Origin of the sequence: Streptomyces sp. NBC_00597 (genome assembly GCF_041431095.1) — a bacterium.
Taxonomy (GTDB): domain Bacteria; phylum Actinomycetota; class Actinomycetes; order Streptomycetales; family Streptomycetaceae; genus Streptomyces.
In genome coordinates this window covers 4,753,549-4,771,809 of record NZ_CP107757.1, presented here as the reverse complement: position 1 = coordinate 4,771,809, position 18,261 = coordinate 4,753,549, and the positions used below count along the sequence as shown (strand labels likewise).

Annotated in this window: 17 protein-coding genes and 1 riboswitch; of the genes, 9 read left to right on the top strand and 8 right to left on the bottom strand. The window is 68.9% G+C overall.

The window, feature by feature from the left end; all coding sequences use genetic code 11:
• Nucleotides 1-134: 134 nt before the first annotated feature.
• On the bottom strand, nt 135-1,259 hold the full coding sequence (locus OG974_RS21525) for a cystathionine gamma-lyase (protein WP_371646879.1): 1,125 nt from the start codon (nt 1,257-1,259) through the stop codon (nt 135-137).
• A 156-nt stretch (nt 1,260-1,415) separates the two neighbouring features.
• Nucleotides 1,416-1,796: a phage holin family protein gene (locus tag OG974_RS21520; protein WP_327284290.1), complete on the bottom strand. Its 381-nt coding sequence runs from the start codon at nt 1,794-1,796 to the stop codon at nt 1,416-1,418.
• Between the two features lie 89 nt (nt 1,797-1,885).
• Between OG974_RS21520 and OG974_RS21515 the strand changes: the two genes are divergently transcribed.
• From OG974_RS21515 to OG974_RS21500, 4 genes are all read left to right on the top strand, one after another.
• A complete protein-coding gene (locus tag OG974_RS21515) occupies nt 1,886-2,203 on the top strand; it encodes a cupin domain-containing protein (protein ID WP_371644138.1) in 318 nt (105 codons plus the stop codon).
• Nucleotides 2,204-2,357: 154 nt separating this feature from the next.
• A complete protein-coding gene (locus OG974_RS21510; RefSeq protein WP_327285715.1) occupies nt 2,358-2,576 on the top strand; it encodes a DUF5326 family protein in 219 nt (72 codons plus the stop codon).
• A gap of 346 nt (nt 2,577-2,922) precedes the next feature.
• Nucleotides 2,923-3,669 (top strand): IclR family transcriptional regulator, encoded by a 747-nt coding sequence (locus OG974_RS21505; RefSeq protein WP_371644135.1) that lies wholly within the window; start codon nt 2,923-2,925, stop codon nt 3,667-3,669.
• 97 nt (nt 3,670-3,766) lie between these two features.
• Nucleotides 3,767-4,216 carry an SsgA family sporulation/cell division regulator gene (locus OG974_RS21500; protein WP_327284288.1) on the top strand — a complete coding sequence of 150 codons (450 nt, stop codon included), beginning with the start codon at nt 3,767-3,769 and terminating at the stop codon, nt 4,214-4,216.
• A 50-nt stretch (nt 4,217-4,266) separates the two neighbouring features.
• Here the strand turns inward: OG974_RS21500 and OG974_RS21495 are convergent, their stop codons facing one another.
• The gene (locus OG974_RS21495; protein WP_327284287.1) at nt 4,267-5,676 is read right to left on the bottom strand and encodes a YibE/F family protein; all 1,410 of its coding nucleotides are present in this window, start codon (nt 5,674-5,676) and stop codon (nt 4,267-4,269) included.
• Between the two features lie 72 nt (nt 5,677-5,748).
• Nucleotides 5,749-5,894, top strand: a riboswitch (TPP riboswitch).
• On the opposite strand from OG974_RS21495, the gene thiC reads away from it, so the two are divergent.
• Both thiC and OG974_RS21485 read left to right on the top strand, forming a co-directional pair.
• Nucleotides 5,889-7,676, top strand: coding sequence for a phosphomethylpyrimidine synthase ThiC (gene thiC, locus OG974_RS21490; protein WP_327284286.1), 1,788 nt, complete (start codon nt 5,889-5,891; stop codon nt 7,674-7,676). (Overlaps the previous riboswitch by 6 nt.)
• A 119-nt stretch (nt 7,677-7,795) precedes the next feature.
• Entirely contained in the window at nt 7,796-8,860 is a 1,065-nt protein-coding gene (locus OG974_RS21485) for an aldo/keto reductase (protein WP_327285714.1), read from the top strand.
• Nucleotides 8,861-8,875: 15 nt separating this feature from the next.
• Here the strand turns inward: OG974_RS21485 and OG974_RS21480 are convergent, their stop codons facing one another.
• The 4 genes from OG974_RS21480 to OG974_RS21465 all read right to left on the bottom strand — a co-directional run bounded on the left by OG974_RS21480 (nt 8,876) and on the right by OG974_RS21465 (nt 13,655).
• Nucleotides 8,876-9,988 (bottom strand): glycosyltransferase, encoded by a 1,113-nt coding sequence (locus tag OG974_RS21480; RefSeq protein ID WP_371644132.1) that lies wholly within the window; start codon nt 9,986-9,988, stop codon nt 8,876-8,878.
• 184 nt (nt 9,989-10,172) lie between these two features.
• Complete coding sequence (locus OG974_RS21475) at nt 10,173-10,997, bottom strand: hypothetical protein (protein WP_327284284.1); 825 nt, start codon at nt 10,995-10,997, stop codon at nt 10,173-10,175.
• Nucleotides 10,998-11,147: 150 nt separating this feature from the next.
• Nucleotides 11,148-12,323: a metallophosphoesterase gene (locus OG974_RS21470; protein WP_328765213.1), complete on the bottom strand. Its 1,176-nt coding sequence runs from the start codon at nt 12,321-12,323 to the stop codon at nt 11,148-11,150.
• 216 nt (nt 12,324-12,539) lie between these two features.
• Nucleotides 12,540-13,655 carry a LacI family DNA-binding transcriptional regulator gene (locus tag OG974_RS21465; RefSeq protein WP_327284283.1) on the bottom strand — a complete coding sequence of 372 codons (1,116 nt, stop codon included), beginning with the start codon at nt 13,653-13,655 and terminating at the stop codon, nt 12,540-12,542.
• Nucleotides 13,656-14,015: 360 nt separating this feature from the next.
• Here OG974_RS21465 and hisC point away from each other — a divergent pair, with 360 nt between their 5' ends.
• Nucleotides 14,016-15,098 carry a histidinol-phosphate transaminase gene (hisC, locus tag OG974_RS21460; protein WP_327284282.1) on the top strand — a complete coding sequence of 361 codons (1,083 nt, stop codon included), beginning with the start codon at nt 14,016-14,018 and terminating at the stop codon, nt 15,096-15,098.
• A 67-nt stretch (nt 15,099-15,165) separates the two neighbouring features.
• On the opposite strand, the gene OG974_RS21455 is transcribed toward hisC, so the two are convergent.
• Entirely contained in the window at nt 15,166-15,534 is a 369-nt protein-coding gene (locus OG974_RS21455; protein ID WP_266627638.1) for a cyclophilin-like fold protein, read from the bottom strand.
• 190 nt (nt 15,535-15,724) lie between these two features.
• Here OG974_RS21455 and OG974_RS21450 point away from each other — a divergent pair, with 190 nt between their 5' ends.
• Complete coding sequence (locus OG974_RS21450; RefSeq protein ID WP_327284281.1) at nt 15,725-17,230, top strand: cytochrome ubiquinol oxidase subunit I; 1,506 nt, start codon at nt 15,725-15,727, stop codon at nt 17,228-17,230.
• A gap of 18 nt (nt 17,231-17,248) precedes the next feature.
• On the top strand, nt 17,249-18,250 hold the full coding sequence (gene cydB, locus OG974_RS21445; protein ID WP_328763206.1) for a cytochrome d ubiquinol oxidase subunit II: 1,002 nt from the start codon (nt 17,249-17,251) through the stop codon (nt 18,248-18,250).
• Nucleotides 18,251-18,261: the final 11 nt, after the last annotated feature.

Genomic DNA, 18,261 nt, shown 5'->3' with positions numbered 1-18,261 from the left:
TAGGCCCCTGTCGTTACCGTGATTGGACTCTGACGCTGAGTCAACTAGCCTTGTGCGCGTGGTTCTTCGCGCGTGGAACCCGGGGCGGTCCGAGCCACTAGGGGGGAGGCTCGGACCGCTCTCGTTCCGGCTGCTCAGGCGTGGCCGCCCGCGGCGTCGAGGGCCCGCAGTACGTCCGCGACCAGGTCATCGGTGTCCTCGGCCCCGGCCGAGAAGCGGATGAAGCCTTCCGGGACGGAATCGCCGCCCCACCGTCCGCGCCGCTCCGCTGTGGATCGTACGCCGCCGAAGCTGGTGGCGTCCTCGACCAGGTGCAGGGCCGCCATGAAGCGTTCGGCGTGCCTGCGGTCGGCCAGCGTGAAGGAGACCACGGATCCGAAGCCCCGCATCTGCCGGACGGCCGTTTTGTGGGAGGGGTCCGCCGGCAGCCCCGGGTAGCGCAGCCCGGTGACGTCCGTGCGGTCGGTCAGCGCCTCGGCGACCGCAAGCGCGTTGGCCCACTGGCGCTGTGCGCGCAGCTGGATGGTGGCCAGGGAGCGGTGGGCGAGCCAGGCCTCCATCGGACCCGGGATCGCACCGATGATCTTTCGCCAGCGCCGGACGCTGGCGGCGAGGTCCGCGTCGCGGCACACGACGTAGCCGAGCAGCAGGTCGCCGTGGCCGGTGAGGCCCTTGGTGCCGCTGGCGACGGAGAAGTCCGCGCCGAGTTCCAGGGGCCGCTGACCGAGCGGGGTGGCGAGCGTGTTGTCGACGGCGACCAGGGTGCCGCCGGCGTGGGCGGCGTCGGCCAGGCGCCGGATGTCGCACACGTCGAGCCCGGGGTTGGAGGGGGTCTCGATCCACAGCAGCCGGGCCCCTTCGAGGACGGCGAGCTGTGCGTCGTCACCCGTCGAGGCCGTGCGTACGTGGATCCCGTACGCCTCCAGCTGTTCGCGCACCAGCGGAAGTGCCTGGTAGCCGTCGTCGGGCAGGACGACGGTGTCGCCGGTGCGGGCCTGGGAGAGGAGGACGGCGGAGACCGCGGCCATGCCGGACGCGAAGACGACGGTCTCCACGCCGGCCTGGCCGGGCGCTTCGAGTTCCCCGATGGCCCGCTCCAGCAGGGTCCAGGTCGGGTTGGTGTCGCGGCCGTAGGTGTACGGGCCCTCCACGTCGCCGGGGAGGTGGAAGTGGGCGGCGAAGACGGGTCCGGGCAGGGGTGGTTCGTTCTTGACGGGCTCGGGCAGTCCGGCGCGCACGGCCCGGGTGCCGTCGCCGATGCCGTCCGCCTCGGCGGACCGGGTCCGGGGCCCGGCTCCGGCCGCCGTGTGTTGCGCTGCGGTTGTCGCTGCCTCGTCGGCATGGTCGTTCACGCGCTGTGCTCCTTCACTGCCTCGAACCTCCGGTCCCAACGGCGCGGTGGAATGGGGTCCAGCTCAGTCCTTGTCGGGCAGGGCCATGTTCACGGCCCAGGAGACGACGGAGATGATCAGGCCGCCGAGCAGGGCGGTCCAGAAGCCGTCGACGTGGAAGCTGAGGTCGAGCTGCTCGGCCAGCCAGGAGGTCAGCATCAGCATCAGGGCGTTCACGACGAGCGTGAACAGTCCGAGGGTGAGGACGAACAGCGGCAGCGAGAGGAGCTTCACCACCGGCTTGACGATGATGTTGACCAGGCCGAAGACCAATGCGACCAGGATCAGCGTCAGGGTCCTGCGGCCCAGGGAGCTGTGGTCGTCCAGCGTGATGCCGGCAAGCAACCAGATGGCGACGGCCAGGGCTGCCGCGTTCGCGAGCGTCTTGACTACGAAATTCGTCATGTGTCTGATCGTGGCAGAGAAGATCCCTGTGGGACATCATCAGATCAGCGGATGCCGGGGAACGCGAGAAAGCAAGGGGCACAACGACGATGAAGGCCTTCCGGCTGGACGAGCTTGAGGCGGAGCGGCTCGCGAACGACGGCGCCTATCTGCAGTTCCTGCACGAACGGAACATGTCGGTCGGGCTGTACGCGCTCGATGCCGGGCAGAGCGACCCGCAACAACCGCACCGCCAGGACGAGGTGTACTTCGTGGTGAGCGGCCGGGCCTCGATCACGGTCGGGGAGGAGACGACGACGGTGGCGCGCGGCAGTGTCGTCTACGTACCCGCCGGTGTGGTGCACAAGTTCCACCACATCACCGAGGACCTGCGGGTCCTGGTCGTGTTCTCCCCGCCGGAGGCCTAGCCGGCGGACCGCGTCCCAGGGTCGGACCCCCCGATTCCCCTAGGGGGCGGATCAGGGGAGTCCGGGGGCTTGCGGACCCCCGGACGGTTGTGCGGCCTCCTAGCATCGAGAGCAGGAAGTCACGGCTCAGGAAGAGGTTGAGGACATGGACGGGATCCGAGAGACATTCGCAGGCATGCCCTGGTGGGTTAAGTGGGTCGCGATCCCGCTTCTGGTGCTCTTCGTCTTCGGCGGGGTCATCACGACCGTCCTCGGCGCCCTGATCTCGTTCGCCTTCAAGCTGCTGCTCTTCGTCGCCCTCGTCGGCGGCCTCGTCTTCGTCGTGAAGAAGTTCACCGGCAGCGGTACGAAGTCCTCCTCGCGCGACTGGTAGGCCTTGGCCCCCGGCCCGACCGGCCCGACCGGCTCTGGCCTTCCGGCCTCCGACTCCGGCACCGCTCGGGGGCTCCGGGTCAATCCCGGTGATTAACCCGGGCGGGGGAACGAGGGGCGGCATACCGCTCATGCCGGGGGAATCGGCAGATAGAGTGGCAATCTGTGTCGTTCCCTGGGCGCCGGACTCCGGTAGCGCCGCCCTGACCTGCGTTTTTCTTCAGTGTCGACCGAGTGCGACCCCCAGGAGCCGCGGCACGTGCGGGGGCGGCCCCCGCCGGGCGGGCCCTCCCCAGGCCCGCCGCCACGCCTGGGGGTGAGCTTTGTCTTCGGTTCACAATGCCGGTGTGCCGACGCTGATCGGTTCGGTGCAGCGCGCGTTGAGGCTGCTCGAAGCAGCGGGCTCCCACAGCGAGGGAGCCCCGGCGAAACAACTGGCGCGCGAAGCCGGGCTGCCGCTCCCCACCGCGTACCACCTGCTGCGCACCCTCACCCATGAGGGCTATCTGCGGCGCGCGGGCGGAGTGTTCCTGCTCGGTGCCGCCGCCGAGCGGCTGGCGGGTGGCGGACTGCAGCAGAAACGTCGCAGCATGATCCTCGACTCCCTCGCGCACTTCCGTGACGTGGTCGGGGCCCCCGTCTACTTCGCGGTGTTCCGTGAAGGTGAGATCGAACTCGTGGGCGTCTCGGACACCCCGGCCAGTCCCGCGGTCGAGGAGTGGGCCGATTTTCGTGCGACCGGGCACGCGCACGCCATCGGGCAGTGCCTGCTGGCCCAACTCGACGAGAAGACGCGCAGGGACTACTACGACCGGCACCCGGTCGAGGCCGTCACCCAGTACACCGTCCGGGACCAGCGTGCCCTCGAAACCCGCATCCGCTCTCTCGGCCGCATGGAGCCGGTTACGGAGCGTCAGGAGTACGCGCTGGGCACGGTCTGTGCGGCCATCCCCATTACTGCAGGCGATACCGCCGCAACCATGGCGATTTCCCTCCCTTTGCACCAGGAGGAACGATTGCTTTATGTAGTCAATCGGCTACGGAGTGAAGTAGGCGCGCTGTTGAGCACCCTCTCGTTCTCTATCAGTATCTGAAAACTCACTCCTTGTGATCTGCATGCGCTTCCACCACCCTTGTCAAGAGGGCCCTGGGGGACCATTCCTGGCCACTTCCACTACAGCGGGGTAGTCCATGCGCGAGTCGGTACAGGCAGAGGTCATGATGAGCTTCCTCGTTTCCGAGGAGCTCTCGTTCCGGATCCCGGTGGAACTCCGGTACGACACCCGTGACCCCTACGCAGTGCGGCTGACCTTCCACCTTCCCGGAGACGCGCCCGTGACCTGGGCGTTCGGTCGCGAGCTCCTCCTCGACGGCATCAACAAGCCCTGCGGTGACGGCGATGTGCACATCGCCCCCACCGATCCCGACGAGCTGTCCGACGTCCACATCAGGCTCCAGGTCGGCACCGACCGGGCTCTGTTCCGCGCCGGCGCGGCGCCGCTCGTCGCGTTCCTCGACCGTACAGACCGGCTTGTTCCGCTCGGTCAGGAGCGCAACCTCGGCGACTTCGAGGAGAACCTCGACGAGGCGCTGGACCGGATCCTGGCCGAGGCGCGGCAGAACGAGCAGAACGCGGGCTGAGCGGACCGGCCGAGCCGAGCCGCCCCGGGCCCCCGAGCCACCCGGGTCGCTCAGCGCTTGCGCCGCCGCCCCCGGCCCCCGCGGACCGGCCCCGAGGCCACCGCTGCGGCCGGGGACCCCGGCCGGTCCGCCGAAACCACCAGCGCAGCGAGGGCCGTGGTCACCGGCACCGAGGCCACGAGTCCGATCGACCCGACGAGGGTCCGTACGATCTCCTCAGCCACCAGCTCGCTGTTGGCCACCGACCCCATGCTGCTGTTCGCGATCGAGAACAGCAGCAGCAGGGGGAGCGCCGCGCCCGCGTAAGCCAGTACCAGGGTGTTGACCACCGATGCGATGTGGTCGCGGCCGATGCGGATGGCCGCTCGGTAGAGGGCACGGGGCCCCATCGAGGAGTCGGCCTGGTGGAGTTCCCAGACCGCGGAGGTCTGGGTGACCGTCACGTCGTCGAGCACGCCCAGCGATCCGATGATCACACCTGCAAGCAGCAGACCGCTCATGTCGATGTCCGGGTACAGCCCGTGGATCAGACCGGTGTTGTCGTCGGTGTTGCCGCTGAGGAACGCCCAGTCGACGAACACCGTTCCCAGCAGTCCGATCAGCAGCAGCGAGACGAGGGTCCCCAGGACGGCGACGGACGTGCGGGCGCTCAGGCCGTGGCACATGTAGAGCGCGATGAGCATGATGGCGCTGGCGCCGATGACCGCGACGACCAGCGGGTTGGAGCCCTGCAGGATCGCCGGGAGGATGAAGAGGGTCAGCACGCCGAAGCTGACGGCCAGCGCGATCAGCGCGAACAGGCCCCGCATCCGGCCGACGACGACCACCGCCACCGCGAAGATGCCGGCCAGCACCGCCAGGGGCAGTTTGCGGTTCACGTCGACCACGGAGTACTGGAGATCGCGGGGCGCGTCCGGCGCGTACGCGACGACCACCTCCTGGCCGTCCTCCAACTGCCGCGGCGCGCCGGGTTGGACGATCTCGAAGAAGGTGCGGCCCTTGTCGGGTCCGGTGCCGACCTCGACGGTGGCCTTCTTGCACTCGCCGGTCTGCGCTGCCCGGGCCTCGCGGCCCTCCGGGGTGGTGGGGTTGCTCGTGGCCGGAACCTGCGAGGCGTTCACCGATTTGCAGTCGACCTGTTCGAGCGCGACCACCCGGCCCTGTTGGGTCTGCCGGTCGAAGCCCACTCCGGAGCGCTCGTGGGCGGGGGCACCGCCCGGCCACAGCACCACCAGGCCGACGAAGACGGCGGCGGCGAAGGGGATCAGTACCGCTGCGATGACCTTGCGCAGGTGCTTCGAGACCGGAGCCGCCGGCCCGTGGCCATGGGAATGCCCGTGGGAATGCGCTTGGGCGGGACCGTGGTCATGCCCTTGGTCATGCCCGTGGCCCGCGTCTGCGTGGCCGGAGTGACCCGTGGGCTGAGTGGGTGCGGTGGGGGGCTGCGGCGATGACGTCACCAGCCGATCATCGCAAGAGTTGAGGGGGCCCACTGTTCAGCACGCCACAAGTGACGCTAGCGTGGGGTCACCTTTGCACAACGCGGGAGCTCGGAGCACCGGGCTGAGAGGGCGCTGATCACCGTACGCGCAGCACACATGCGTACGGGAAGAGGCTGCGTCGACCGCCGAACCTGTTACCGGGTAATGCCGGCGTAGGGAGATCAGGTCTCATGACCATTCAGGACGCACGCACGCCTGCCGTCAGCCAGGACGCCGACGGCCAGACCGAGCGCCAGCCGGGCTGGCACAAGGGCTACGTGGCGGGTTCCCGCCCCGACATCCGGGTGCCGGTCCGCCAGGTCCACCTCACCAACGGCAAGGACGTGACGCTCTACGACACGTCCGGGCCGTACACCGACCCCCAGATCGAGACCGATGTGCGGCGCGGACTGGCGCCGCTGCGCGAGAACTGGATCATCGGCCGAGGCGACACCGAGGAGTACGCGGGCCGCCCCGTGCGTCCCGAGGACGACGGCATCAAGCACACCTCGCCGCGCGGTGGCCTCAAGAACCTCGACGCGGTCTTCCCGGGCCGCCCCCGCCAGCCCCGCCGCGGCCGCGGCGGCGCAGCGGTCACTCAGCTCGCGTACGCCCGCCGTGGTGAGATCACCCCGGAGATGGAGTACGTCGCGATCCGCGAGAACGTCTCCCCCGAGGTCGTCCGCGAGGAGATCGCCGCAGGTCGCGCGGTTCTTCCCGCCAACGTGAACCACCCGGAGATCGAGCCGATGATCATCGGCAAGCGGTTCCTGGTCAAGGTCAACGCCAACATCGGCAACTCCGCTGTCACCTCTTCCATCGAGGAGGAGGTCGACAAGATGACCTGGGCGACCAAGTGGGGCGCCGACACGGTCATGGACCTCTCGACGGGCCGCAACATCCACACCACCCGCGAGTGGGTGCTGCGCAACTCTCCCGTACCGATCGGCACCGTGCCGCTCTACCAGGCGCTGGAGAAGGTCGACGGCCGCGCCGAGGACCTGACCTGGGAGATCTACAAGGACACGGTCATCGAGCAGGCCGAGCAGGGCGTCGACTACATGACGGTCCACGCCGGCGTGCTGCTGCCTTACGTCCCGCTGACCGCCCGCCGCAAGACCGGCATCGTCTCGCGCGGTGGCTCGATCATGGCCGCCTGGTGCCTCGCGCACCACAAGGAGAACTTCCTCTACACGAACTTCGAGGAGCTCTGCGAGATCCTCGCGTCGTACGACGTCACGTACTCGCTGGGCGACGGTCTGCGCCCCGGCTCCATCGCCGACGCCAACGACGCCGCGCAGTTCGCCGAGCTGAAGACCCTGGGCGAGCTGAACACGATCGCCAAGCGCCACAACGTGCAGACCATGATCGAGGGCCCGGGCCACGTCCCGATGCACAAGATCAAGGAGAACATCGACCTCCAGCAGGAGATCTGCGAGGAGGCGCCGTTCTACACGCTCGGCCCGCTGACCACGGACGTCGCCCCGGCCTACGACCACATCACCTCGGGCATCGGCGCCGCGATGATCGCCTGGTGGGGCACCGCGATGCTCTGCTACGTCACGCCGAAGGAGCACCTCGGCCTGCCCAACCGTGACGACGTGAAGACCGGCGTCATCACGTACAAGATCGCTGCGCATGCTGCGGACCTCGCCAAGGGCCACCCCGGCGCGCAGGAATGGGACGACGCGCTGTCGGACGCGCGGTTCGAGTTCCGTTGGGAGGACCAGTTCAACCTGGCCCTCGACCCGGTCACGGCCCGCGAGTTCCACGACGAGACGCTCCCGGCCGAGCCGGCCAAGACCGCGCACTTCTGCTCCATGTGCGGTCCGAAGTTCTGCTCGATGAAGATCTCCCAGGACATCCGCCGTGAGCACGGCGGCGACCTGAAGGCCGATGAGATCGAGGCGGGCATGGCGGAGAAGTCCGCCGAGTTCGCGGCGAGCGGCAACCGGGTGTACCTCCCCCTGGCGGACTGACCCGTCCGTCGAGGCCGCACTGCTCTGGGGAGAAGGAGGGGGCTCCCCAGAGCAGCGGCCCGGTGCGAAAACGCTTGCGCTGGAGCGGACTCCAGCTCCTACAGTGCGGGCTCATGACCATGAGATATCGCAGTCTGGGCGGCACCGGCATAGAGGTCAGTGCGCACTGCCTCGGCACGATGATGTTCGGAGCGGTGGGGAACCCCGACCACCAGGAGTGCGTGCGGATCATCCACGCCGCGCTCGATCAGGGGATCAACTTCGTCGACACCGCGGACATGTACTCCGCCGGGGAGTCCGAGGAGATCGTCGGCAAGGCGCTCAAGGGCCGGCGTGACGATGTCGTGCTCGCCACGAAGGTCCACTTCCAGATGGGGGAGGGACGCAATCGCAGCGGGAACTCGCGGCGGTGGATCGTGCGGGCCGTGGAGGACAGTATGCGGCGGCTGGACACCGAATGGATCGACCTCTACCAGGTGCACCGGCCCGACCACTCGACGGACGTCGAGGAGACGCTGTCGGTCCTCGGTGACCTGGTGCGGGCCGGCAAGATCCGCGCCTTCGGCTGTTCCACCTTCCCCGCCGAGGAGATCGTCGAGGCCCATCACGTCGCCGAGCGGCGCTCCCTCCCCCGGTTCCGGACCGAGCAGCCTCCGTACTCGATCCTCGCCCGCGGGATCGAGGCCTCGGTGCTGCCCGTCGCCCGGCGCCACGGGATGGGCGTGCTGACCTGGAGCCCGCTCGCATCCGGTTTCCTGAGCGGCAAGTACCGGCTCGGCGGGCCCGTCGACCTGAGCTCCGGGAGGGCGGCGCTGACGCCGGCGCGCTTCGACCCGGCGATCCCGGGAAACATCGCCAAGCTGGAAGCCGTGGAACAACTCGTCGACCTCGCCGACGGGATCGGCTGCACCCTGCCCGAGCTGGCTGTCGCCTTCCCGCTCGCGCATCCCGCGGTCACCTCGGTGATCATCGGTCCGCGGACCATGGAGCAGCTGAACTCACTGGTCAAGCGAGCCGACCTGGTCCTCGACGACGCGGCGCTCGACCGGATCGACGAGATCGTGCCGCCGGGGACGAACCTCTACCACCCGGACGGAGTGTGGCGCCCGCCGGCTCTGACCGACACCGCCCAACGGCGACGAGCGCCGGGGGACCGTGCCGCAGGAGACAGCGCGGCGGGCTAGTTCCTGGCTTCCGGATCAGCCCTGGATCTTCGCGTGGCGCGATGTTTCACGTGAAACAGGGACGGACGGCCTGCTGCGGGCCACGGCGAAGCCGCGGTTGGTCTGCGTCTGCCGGCGGAAGGCGTCGGGCAGGTCGGGCAGCGCCAGCAGCCGGTCGCAGGCGCGCAGCGAGGCTTCCATGTCCCCCACCCAGTACGCGGTGATGGAGTGCTCGAAGAGCAGCCCCCACTCGTACACCCACGGCTGGACGAACAACAGGTCTGCCGGAGCCGGCCGGTCCAGGACGGCCGTGGTGATCGCGTGTGCTGCGTGGTGGCGGCCCAGCATCCTCAGTCTGGAGGCCAGTTCGTAGCAGGCCTCCAGGCGGTAGGGGCGTGACTCCCAGGCGCGCGAAAGGGCGTCCATGGCGGCCGGCCAGTCGCCCGCATCGGCCTTCAGGACGCCCACCTGGAGCAGGGCGAAGTAAACCTCCTCGGCCCAGCCGCCCATGGCCGCGCACCGCTCGTAGAGCCGGATCGCCTCCGCGGTGTCGCCCATGTCGCGCATCGTCTGGGCGAGGTAGAACACCGTCCGGGTGTTGGAGGGGTCCTGTTTGAGCGCGGCGCCGAGCAGACGGGCATCGCGTTCGAACTTGTCGTGCCGGAACCCCCCGTCAGCGTGGTCCTCGATCGACAGCGCGTCGAGGTTCTGCTGGAAACCGGGCCGCTGGTCGTACTCGCCGGGCTGGTCACAGGTCAGGTGCTCGTGGATGACGCCCTCGTACCGCCAGGGGAGATCGCCGCGGACCAGGCGCTTGATGCGGTACTCCGTCGCGCCCTCGTGGCGCAGCATGTACGACTGCGCCGTGAGCGGGGGCAGCGGCCCGCCACGGCGCAGGACGTGGTCGGCGTCGAGGAGGAGCAGGTAGTCGGCCTTGCCCCGGGCATGCGCGATGTTGAGGCTGCGGTTGTGGCCGAAGTCGGTCCAGGGTTCCTCGTGGAGTTCTCCTGGGATCTCGCGCAGAGCACTTCGGATGAGCTCCTGGGTGCCGTCGGTGGATCCGGTGTCGGAGATGACCCAGGTGTCGATGAGGTCCCGTACCGAGTCGAGGCAGCGCTCGATGACGGAGGATTCGTTCTTCACGATCATGCAGAGGCAAATGGTCGGCTTCACGGCCGCTGACCCTAGGGACGGCGCGGTCCGGGCCGGGGGCGGCACGCCGGATGCGGCCCCGGGTGGCTCTCGTGCGCACCGCCAAGTGGCTGCGTGTGCTGGTCCGATCCGCTGACGGGTGGGCGAGCCGAGGTGGCATGCCGGGCAGCACGGGCCGCCGTCACGACGTGCCGCTCTCCGTGCCGCCGAAGTCCGGGCTGCTGAAGTCCGGCGGCGTGTAGCCGGGGCGGGGTCCCTGAGAGGTGGACCCCGGACTGGTGAAGTCGGGCCGGGTGTATCCCAGGTTGGGGATGCGCCCGGCCTTCGGCGTGCCGGGGGCCGGATACGCCGGCCCCGCGTTCGGATCGGCCAGCGCGTCCTTCAGGAACGGCAGGATGCCCCGCTCCAGCAGGGCGTGCCGCCAGGCCTCGCGGGCCCGTGCGACGTCGTCGGGTATCGCCCCGGTGTCGTCCTGCGCCACCACCTCGGTCGCACTGTTCCGGACGGCCGTCACCAGCAGCCCGATCACCGCGAACACCAGGGACACCACGGTCAGCGCGCCGAACAGCCAACCCGCCGTCAGCATCGTCTCGGCGAAGGCCGGTTCGGGCTCGACCGCCTTCAGGACGTAGCCCACCAGCAGGAAGATCAGCATCGCAGTGCCTGCCAGGACCGGCGCGAGCACGGCGACGACGGCGCCTGCGCCCGCGCCGTCGTCGCCCCCGTCCTGCCCGGCAGCCTGGTCCCCGGCCGATCCGGGGGAGGACAGGGCCTCTTCGCGCCGTTCGCCGCGGAGTTTGACGTAGTGCTCGTACTCGGCCGCGGCAGCGGCCGTCAGCAGCGCGCTGGCCCCGATGGCCATCGTGCGCAGTTGTTCGGCGTTCAGTCGCTCGCCGAGGGCGGCGAGCTCGGGCCGTTCGGGCGCGGTGCGCAGCGCCTCGTCGAGGAGCCGATCGAACTCGGGTCGGTCTTCGGTCAGCAGGTGCGGAGCGCTGTTCATGTGCATCCCCCGATGCTCCGTGGGGACCGGTTGGCCCGCGTAGACCCGGGCGCCGGCACAAACGGAGGAGAGCCTGCTACGGATAGGGCGATGGTAGAGCGCCCATGCCACGCGGTGACAGGGGCTTTCCTGAAATTACCCCCGTTCTGATAACCCTCAGTCGTTCAACGGGAGTTGCACGACCAGCAGTTTGCCCGCCATGGTGACGCCGCCGTCCATGGCGATGGCGAGCCCTTCCGCGTAGACGTGGGGGCCGGTCACGGCCTCCGGGCCGCGCGACTCGTCGCCGTCTTCGGTGCCCACTTCGCCCAGCAGGTAGGGGATCGGGCTGTGCCCGTGCACGACGCGGCGGCCACCGTAGGTGTCGAGGAGTTCGCGTACGGCCTGGGGGCCGGTCTCCTCGTCGCGGAAGGCGAACCGCTTGGTGAACTTGCGGAACAGGTCCCAGGTGATGTCCGCGTCGTTGCGGTTGAGCAGCTCGTGGATGGTGTCGTTGACGTCCTCGACCGAGTCGCCGTAGTCGAGGTAAGCGGTGGTGTCGGAGTGCAGCAGGAGGTGTCCGTCGGCCAGCACGGCCGCGTCCAGCCGCGACATCCACTGCAGGTGGACGTCCTCCAGGCGCTCCATGTCGGTGCGCTGGCCGCCGTTGAGCAGCCAGGCGGCCTGGAAGGTGGCGGTGCCGGCGCCCGAGACGACGGGGGTGTCGCCGAACCGCTTGGCGCCGATGAGCAGTAGCTCGTGGTTGCCCATGAGGGCCTTGCAGTAGCCGCCGGCGGCGGCGGCCTCGGCGGACAGCCGCATGACGAGGTCGATGACGCCGATGCCGTCGGGGCCGCGGTCGGTGAAGTCGCCGAGGAACCAGATGCGGGCGTTGCCGGCCGCCCAGCGGCGGTCGGCGTCGATGAGGCCCTGGGCCTGGAGTTCGGTGACGAGCTCGTCCAGATAGCCGTGGACGTCGCCGACGACGTACAGCGGTCCGGGGCCCGCGGCGGGGGTCTCCTGGGGGACGTACTGGACCTGGACGGTGTCGCCCGGCCCGCCGCGGCCGATGATCGGCAGATCGCGGTGGGTGGGGGTGTAGCCCTCGTCGAGGTCGTCCTCGTCGGCAGGTCCGCCCGCGGCGGGTGCCTGGCCCACGGGTGGCGGCGGGGGCACGGGCGCGCCCTCCCCGTAGTAGGCGGGGTAATCGCCGTACACCGGGGCCTCGTCGGGAAGCGCGCCGGGCACGCCGTACGGGACGGGCTCGGTGACCGGAACTCGGAAGTCCCGCAGCGTCTCCGTCCGCATCGCGGGTCCCTGACCGGCCCCCTGAGTCATCGACCCCTCCACCACCGTCGCGCTGCCGTACACCTGCGGACCCTCCTGGCCTCCTGGGCGGAGGGTCCGTGATGTCGTGCGCCCATCATAGGAATGCGGCTCGCGCTCTGTGACGCACCAGGGGTGGTGAATCCAGGGCGGAACCAATAGTTCCTGCCGCTTTATCCAGAAATGGGTGTTTCTGAAATCCTCGGCGGGGCCGTTGGCCCCGCCGGTATTGCGGTGTGGCGGTCAGTCCTTGGCCGGTGAGCGGGGCGGGCTAACGGTCGTACGGGGCTGCCTGCGCTGCGAGGAGGTGCGGATGATCAGCTCGGTCGGGACCACCTGTTCGACCGGGCGGCCGGTGTCGACTCCCTCGATGGCGTCGATGAGCAGCTGCACGACGGCGGTGCCGATGCGGCGCGGTTTGAGCGACAAGGTGGTGATGGGCGGTTCGGTGTTGGCGTACACGGTGGACTCGCTGCAGCACACGAGCAGCAGGTCCTCGGGGACGCGCAGCCCGTAGCGCCGGGCGGCGGCGAGCAGGTCGGTCCCGTTGGGGTCGAAGAGCCCGTAGACGGCGTCGGGGCGGTCGGGCCGGGCGAGCAGCCGGTCCGCGGCGACGGCGCCCGCGCACGGGTCGTGGGCGGGGTAGGACTCGTAGACGGGGTCCTGGCCGACGTGCTCGCACCAGTTGAGGTAGGCGGTGGTTGAGAGCCGGGTGTAGGTGTCGGTGGTGGTGCCGGTCAGCAGCCCGATCCGGCGGGCGCCGGCGGCGGCGAGGTGGTCGAGCAGGTTGAGGACGGCGGCCTCGTGGTCGTTGTCGACCCAGGCGGTGACCGGGAGGGAGCCCGCCGGACGGCCGTCGGAGACGACGGGGAGGCCTTGGCGGACCAGTTCGCTGACGACGGGATCGTGGTCGGAGGGGTCGATCACGACGGTGCCGTCGAGGGCCACGTTGGACCACACGTCGTGTCGGGAGGTGGCGGGGAGGATGACGAGGGCGTAGCCGCGGGCGAGTGCGGCCGAGGTTGCGGCCCTGGCCATCTCGGCGAAGTACGCGAATTCGGTGAAGGTGAAAGGTTCATCCCCGTACGTCGTCACGGTCAGGCCGATGAGGCCCGACTTGCCGGTACGGAGGGTCCGGGCCGCGGCGGAGGGGCGGTAGCCCAGCCGGTCGGCGACCTCGCGAACGTGGCGGCGGGTGGCGTCCGGCAGCCGCCCCTTGCCATTGAGCGCGTCGGAGACGGTCGTGATCGAGACGCCCGCCGCGGCGGCCACGTCCCTGATGCCGGCCCGGCCCTGTCGGCCGGCGGCCCGCCGGGTGGTCTCGGTCCGGCTCACCTGATGCTTCCCTGCTGCTGTCATGGCGAGCCGATAGTAGGGCTCGGCGGGGTGGGTGGTCCGGGTGCATATGCACCCGTTGACAGGCACGATTCTGCATGGTTCGCCACCCCAATGACCTTGGAAATGAAGGAATTTGGGAGCAGAGAGTAAGCGGGCCGTTTGTCGCCGGGTACGGGCATGCCAAACCGGTGTGGTCCGGGGGCGGTCTCAACTCACCTGTACGAGGGATGCGCGCCACGGCGCGGGCCACCGGCGCACGCATATATGCGTGCGCTCCCCCGCAATCCTGGCGCTGCCATTTTCGGGAGAGCGGAATCCTCATAAGGTGAGCAGTATTGAGTCGACGGCGACGTCGTACGGGACGGTCGAGGAGGACCTGCGGTGAGCGAGAAGAGCCCGAAGCTGCGCGCCGAGCTGGACGGCATTCCCACCTACAAGCCCGGGAAGCCCGCTGCTGCGGGCGGGCCCGTCGCGTACAAGCTGTCCTCGAACGAGAACCCGTACCCGCCGCTGTCCGGGGTGCTGGAGACGGCGATCGCGGCGGCCGGACAGTTCAACCGATACCCGGACATGGCGTGCACGGGCCTGGTGAACGAGCTCGCCGAGCGGTTCGGTGTGCCGGTCGAGCACGTCGCCACGGGTACGGGTTCCGTGGGCGTGGCCCAGTCACTGATCCAGTCGACGGCCGGCCCGGGCGACGAGGTCATCTACGCCTGGCGGTCCTTCGAGGCCTACCCGATCATCACGCAGATCTCGGGTGCGAAGTCCGTGCAGGTCCCGCTGACCGAGGGGGACGTGCACGACCTCGATGCGATGTTCGACGCGATCACCGAGCGGACCCGGCTGATCTTCGTCTGCAACCCCAACAACCCCACCGGCACCGCGGTGCGCCGTGCCGAGCTGGAGCGGTTCCTGGACCGGGTGCCCTCGGACATCCTGGTGGTGCTGGACGAGGCCTACCGGGAGTTCGTCCGCGACGTCGAGGTGCCGGACGGCATCGAGCTCTACCGCAACCGCCCGAACGTCTGCGTGTTGCGCACCTTCTCCAAGGCGTACGGGCTGGCCGGCCTGCGCGTGGGGTTCGCGGTGGCACACGAGCCGGTGGCGGCGGCGCTGCGCAAGACGGCCGTGCCCTTCGGCGTCAGCCAGCTCGCCCAGGACGCGGCGGTCGCCTCGCTGCGTGCCGAGGACGAGCTGATGGGCCGGGTCGGGGCGCTGGTGGGTGAGCGCGCGCGGGTCTACAAGACGCTGCTCGGGCAGGGCTGGACCGTGGTGCCGGAGACGCAGGCGAACTTCGTGTGGATGCGGCTGGGGGAGCGGACCGCCGAGTTCGCGGCAGCCTGCGAGAAGGCCGGTGTGGTGGTCCGGCCCTTCGCGGGTGAGGGCCTGCGGGTCACGATCGGCGAGCCCGAGGCGAACGACCTCTTCCTGCACACGGCGGAGGCCTTCTTCAAGGAGATGTAGCCCTCGGGGACTGCGCGGGTCCGCAGGGGCTGCGCAGGTCTTCAGGGATGGCGCGGGTCCTCGGGAGTCAGGCGAGTTCCACGCGGATCGGGTCGCCGTCGCGGACGGTGGACAGCAGGCGGGGGTCGCCGTCGAACGAGCCGAGCACGTTGCACGGGCTCGCCAGGCGGCTCTCGCCTCCGCGCGAGATGGGCGTGGGGCCGTAGGGAAGCGCGAGCGCGTCGCCTTCGGTCCAGAAGGCGACCGTGCCCGGGTCGACGACCTGCCGGGCGTCGTGTTCCAGTGCCACGGAGACGCCGGTGTCGAAGTAGACCTCCTCGCCCCAGGTGTGGGCGGACGCGGAGATCGGGAGGGCCTCGGCCAGCGCCTTGCTGGTCGGGGTCTCGTCAAGGGTTGCCGTGAGCTGGCCCGCGGGCCAGGAGATTCGAATCCTCATGAGCGGCATTCAACAATCTGTTGAATGTATTGGCTAGGGGGGACCCCGGCTGAAAGCCGTCCGGAGCGGTACGACATAATGCTTGTGAATGTGAACGCGTTCACAAGCGTGTCCTGCTTTGTCGGGTATTGGGTAGGGCATGGCAGACAAACTGCGGCAGTGACCACGGCGCACCGAAGGAGACGACGACGTGGACGTAGCTTTGGCGCCAGAGACGTTGGCGCGCTGGCAGTTCGGCATCACCACCGTCTACCACTTCCTCTTCGTCCCGCTGACGATCTCGCTCGCCGCCCTCACGGCAGGCCTTCAGACCGCCTGGGTGCGTTCGGGGAAGGAGAAGTACCTCAGGGCCACCAAGTTCTGGGGCAAGCTTTTCTTGATCAATATCGCGATGGGTGTCGTCACGGGCATCGTGCAGGAGTTCCAGTTCGGCATGAACTGGTCCGACTACTCGCGGTTCGTCGGTGACATCTTCGGGGCCCCGCTGGCCTTCGAGGCACTCATCGCCTTCTTCTTCGAGTCGACCTTCATCGGCCTGTGGATCTTCGGCTGGGACAAGCTGCCGAAGAAGATCCACCTGGCCTGCATCTGGATGGTCTCGATCGGCACCATCCTCTCCGCGTACTTCATCCTCGCGGCGAATTCCTGGATGCAGCACCCGGTCGGCTACCGGATCAACGAGGAACGGGGCCGGGCCGAGCTCACCGACTTCTGGCTGGTCCTCACCCAGAACACCGCGCTGACCCAGTTCTTCCACACCATCACGGCGGCCTTCCTGGTCGGCGGCGCCTTCATGGTCGGCATCTCGGCCTTCCACCTGGCCCGCAAGAAGCACATCCCCGTGATGAGGACCTCGCTGCGGCTCGGCCTGGTCACCCTGATCATCGCCGGCATGGGCACCGCCATCAGCGGTGACCTGCTCGGAAAGGTGATGTTCAAGCAGCAGCCGATGAAGATGGCCGCCGCCGAGGCGCTGTGGGACGGCGAGGCGCCCGCGCCCTTCTCCGTCTTCGCCTACGGAGACGTCGAAAAGGGCCACAACAAGGTCGCGATAGAGATCCCGGGCCTGCTGTCCTTCCTGGCCAACGACGACTTCACCTCGTTCGTCCCCGGCATCAACGACGTCAACAAGGCCGAACAGGAGAAGTTCGGGCCCGGCGACTACCGGCCCAACATTCCGGTCGCCTACTGGGGCTTCCGCTGGATGATCGGCTTCGGCATGGCATCGCTCGGCGTCGGGGTGCTGGGGCTCTGGCTCACCCGGAAGAAGTTCATGCTGCCTCCGGGCCTGCGGACCGGCGAGGACGAGGTTCCGCACCTGGTCCTCTTCAAGAAGGCGCTGAGCCCCCGGTTCGCCACGTGGTACTGGATCGTCGCCCTCTGGACCATGGGCTTCCCGCTCATCGCCAACTCCTGGGGCTGGATCTTCACCGAGATGGGCCGCCAGCCCTGGGTGGTCTACGGAGTCCTGCGCACCCGTGACGCGGTCTCGCCCCACGTCTCCCAGGGCGAGGTGCTCACCTCGATGATCGGCTTCACGCTCCTGTACGCCGTGCTCGCGGTGATCGAGGTCAGGCTGATGGTGAAGTACGTGAAGCTCGGTCCGCCCGAGCTCACCGAGGCCGACCTGAACCCGCCCACCAAGATCGGCGGGGACGACACGAACCCCGACCGGCCGATGGCCTTCTCCTACTGAGGCCGAGGGGACCACACCATGCAACTCCATGACGTCTGGTTCGTGCTCATCGCGGTCCTGTGGACCGGCTACTTCTTCCTGGAGGGCTTCGACTTCGGGGTCGGTGTCCTGACCAAGCTGCTCGCCCGCGACCGTACGGAGAGGCGGGTCCTGATCAACACGATCGGGCCCGTGTGGGACGGCAACGAGGTCTGGCTGCTCACCGCCGGCGGTGCGACCTTCGCCGCCTTCCCGGAGTGGTACGCCACCCTCTTCTCGGGGTTCTACCTGCCGCTGCTGCTCATCCTGATCTGTCTGATCATCCGCGGTGTCGCCTTCGAGTACCGGCACAAGCGGGACGAGGAGAAGTGGCAGACCAACTGGGAACACGCCATCTTCTGGACCTCGCTGATCCCCGCGTTCCTGTGGGGCGTGGCGTTCGCCAACATCGTGCGCGGCGTGAAGATCGACGCGCACATGGAGTACGTCGGCAGCCTCCTGGACCTGCTCAACGTCTACTCCCTGCTGGGCGGCCTCGTCACCCTCACGCTCTTCACCTTCCACGGGACGGTGTTCACCTCCCTCAAGACGGTCGGGGACATCCGGGAGCGCTCGCGCGCGCTGGCTACCCGGCTGGGTGTGCTCACCGCCGTGCTGGCGCTCGTCTTCCTGATCTGGACCCAGGTCTCGCGTGGTGACGGCAAGAGCATGATCGCCATGGCCGTCGCGGTCGTGGCACTGGCCGGCGCCCTCGCGTTCAACCTGGCGGGCCGCGAGGGCTGGTCGTTCGCCCTCTCCGGGGTCACCATCGCTGCCGCGGTCGCGATGCTCTTCCTGACGCTCTTCCCGAACGTGATGCCGTCCTCGTTGAACGACGCCTGGAACCTCACGGTCACCAACGCCTCGTCCAGCCCGTACACCCTTAAGATCATGACCTGGTGCGCGGGAGTGGCCACGCCGCTCGTCCTGCTCTACCAGGGCTGGACCTACTGGGTGTTCCGCAAGCGGATCGGTACGCAGCACATCGCCGACGCGCACTGATCCCTGACCCT

Coding starts and splice junctions, on each gene's coding strand:
- OG974_RS21520 (WP_327284290.1), bottom strand. CDS start 1,796: ATGACGAATTTCGTAGTCAAGACGCTCGCGAACGCGGCAGCCCTGGCC.
- OG974_RS21515 (WP_371644138.1), top strand. CDS start 1,886: ATGAAGGCCTTCCGGCTGGACGAGCTTGAGGCGGAGCGGCTCGCGAAC.
- OG974_RS21500 (WP_327284288.1), top strand. CDS start 3,767: ATGCGCGAGTCGGTACAGGCAGAGGTCATGATGAGCTTCCTCGTTTCC.
- thiC (WP_327284286.1), top strand. CDS start 5,889: ATGACCATTCAGGACGCACGCACGCCTGCCGTCAGCCAGGACGCCGAC.
- OG974_RS21485 (WP_327285714.1), top strand. CDS start 7,796: ATGAGATATCGCAGTCTGGGCGGCACCGGCATAGAGGTCAGTGCGCAC.
- OG974_RS21480 (WP_371644132.1), bottom strand. CDS start 9,988: ATGATCGTGAAGAACGAATCCTCCGTCATCGAGCGCTGCCTCGACTCG.
- OG974_RS21475 (WP_327284284.1), bottom strand. CDS start 10,997: ATGCACATGAACAGCGCTCCGCACCTGCTGACCGAAGACCGACCCGAG.
- OG974_RS21465 (WP_327284283.1), bottom strand. CDS start 13,655: ATGACAGCAGCAGGGAAGCATCAGGTGAGCCGGACCGAGACCACCCGG.
- OG974_RS21455 (WP_266627638.1), bottom strand. CDS start 15,534: ATGAGGATTCGAATCTCCTGGCCCGCGGGCCAGCTCACGGCAACCCTT.
- cydB (WP_328763206.1), top strand. CDS start 17,249: ATGCAACTCCATGACGTCTGGTTCGTGCTCATCGCGGTCCTGTGGACC.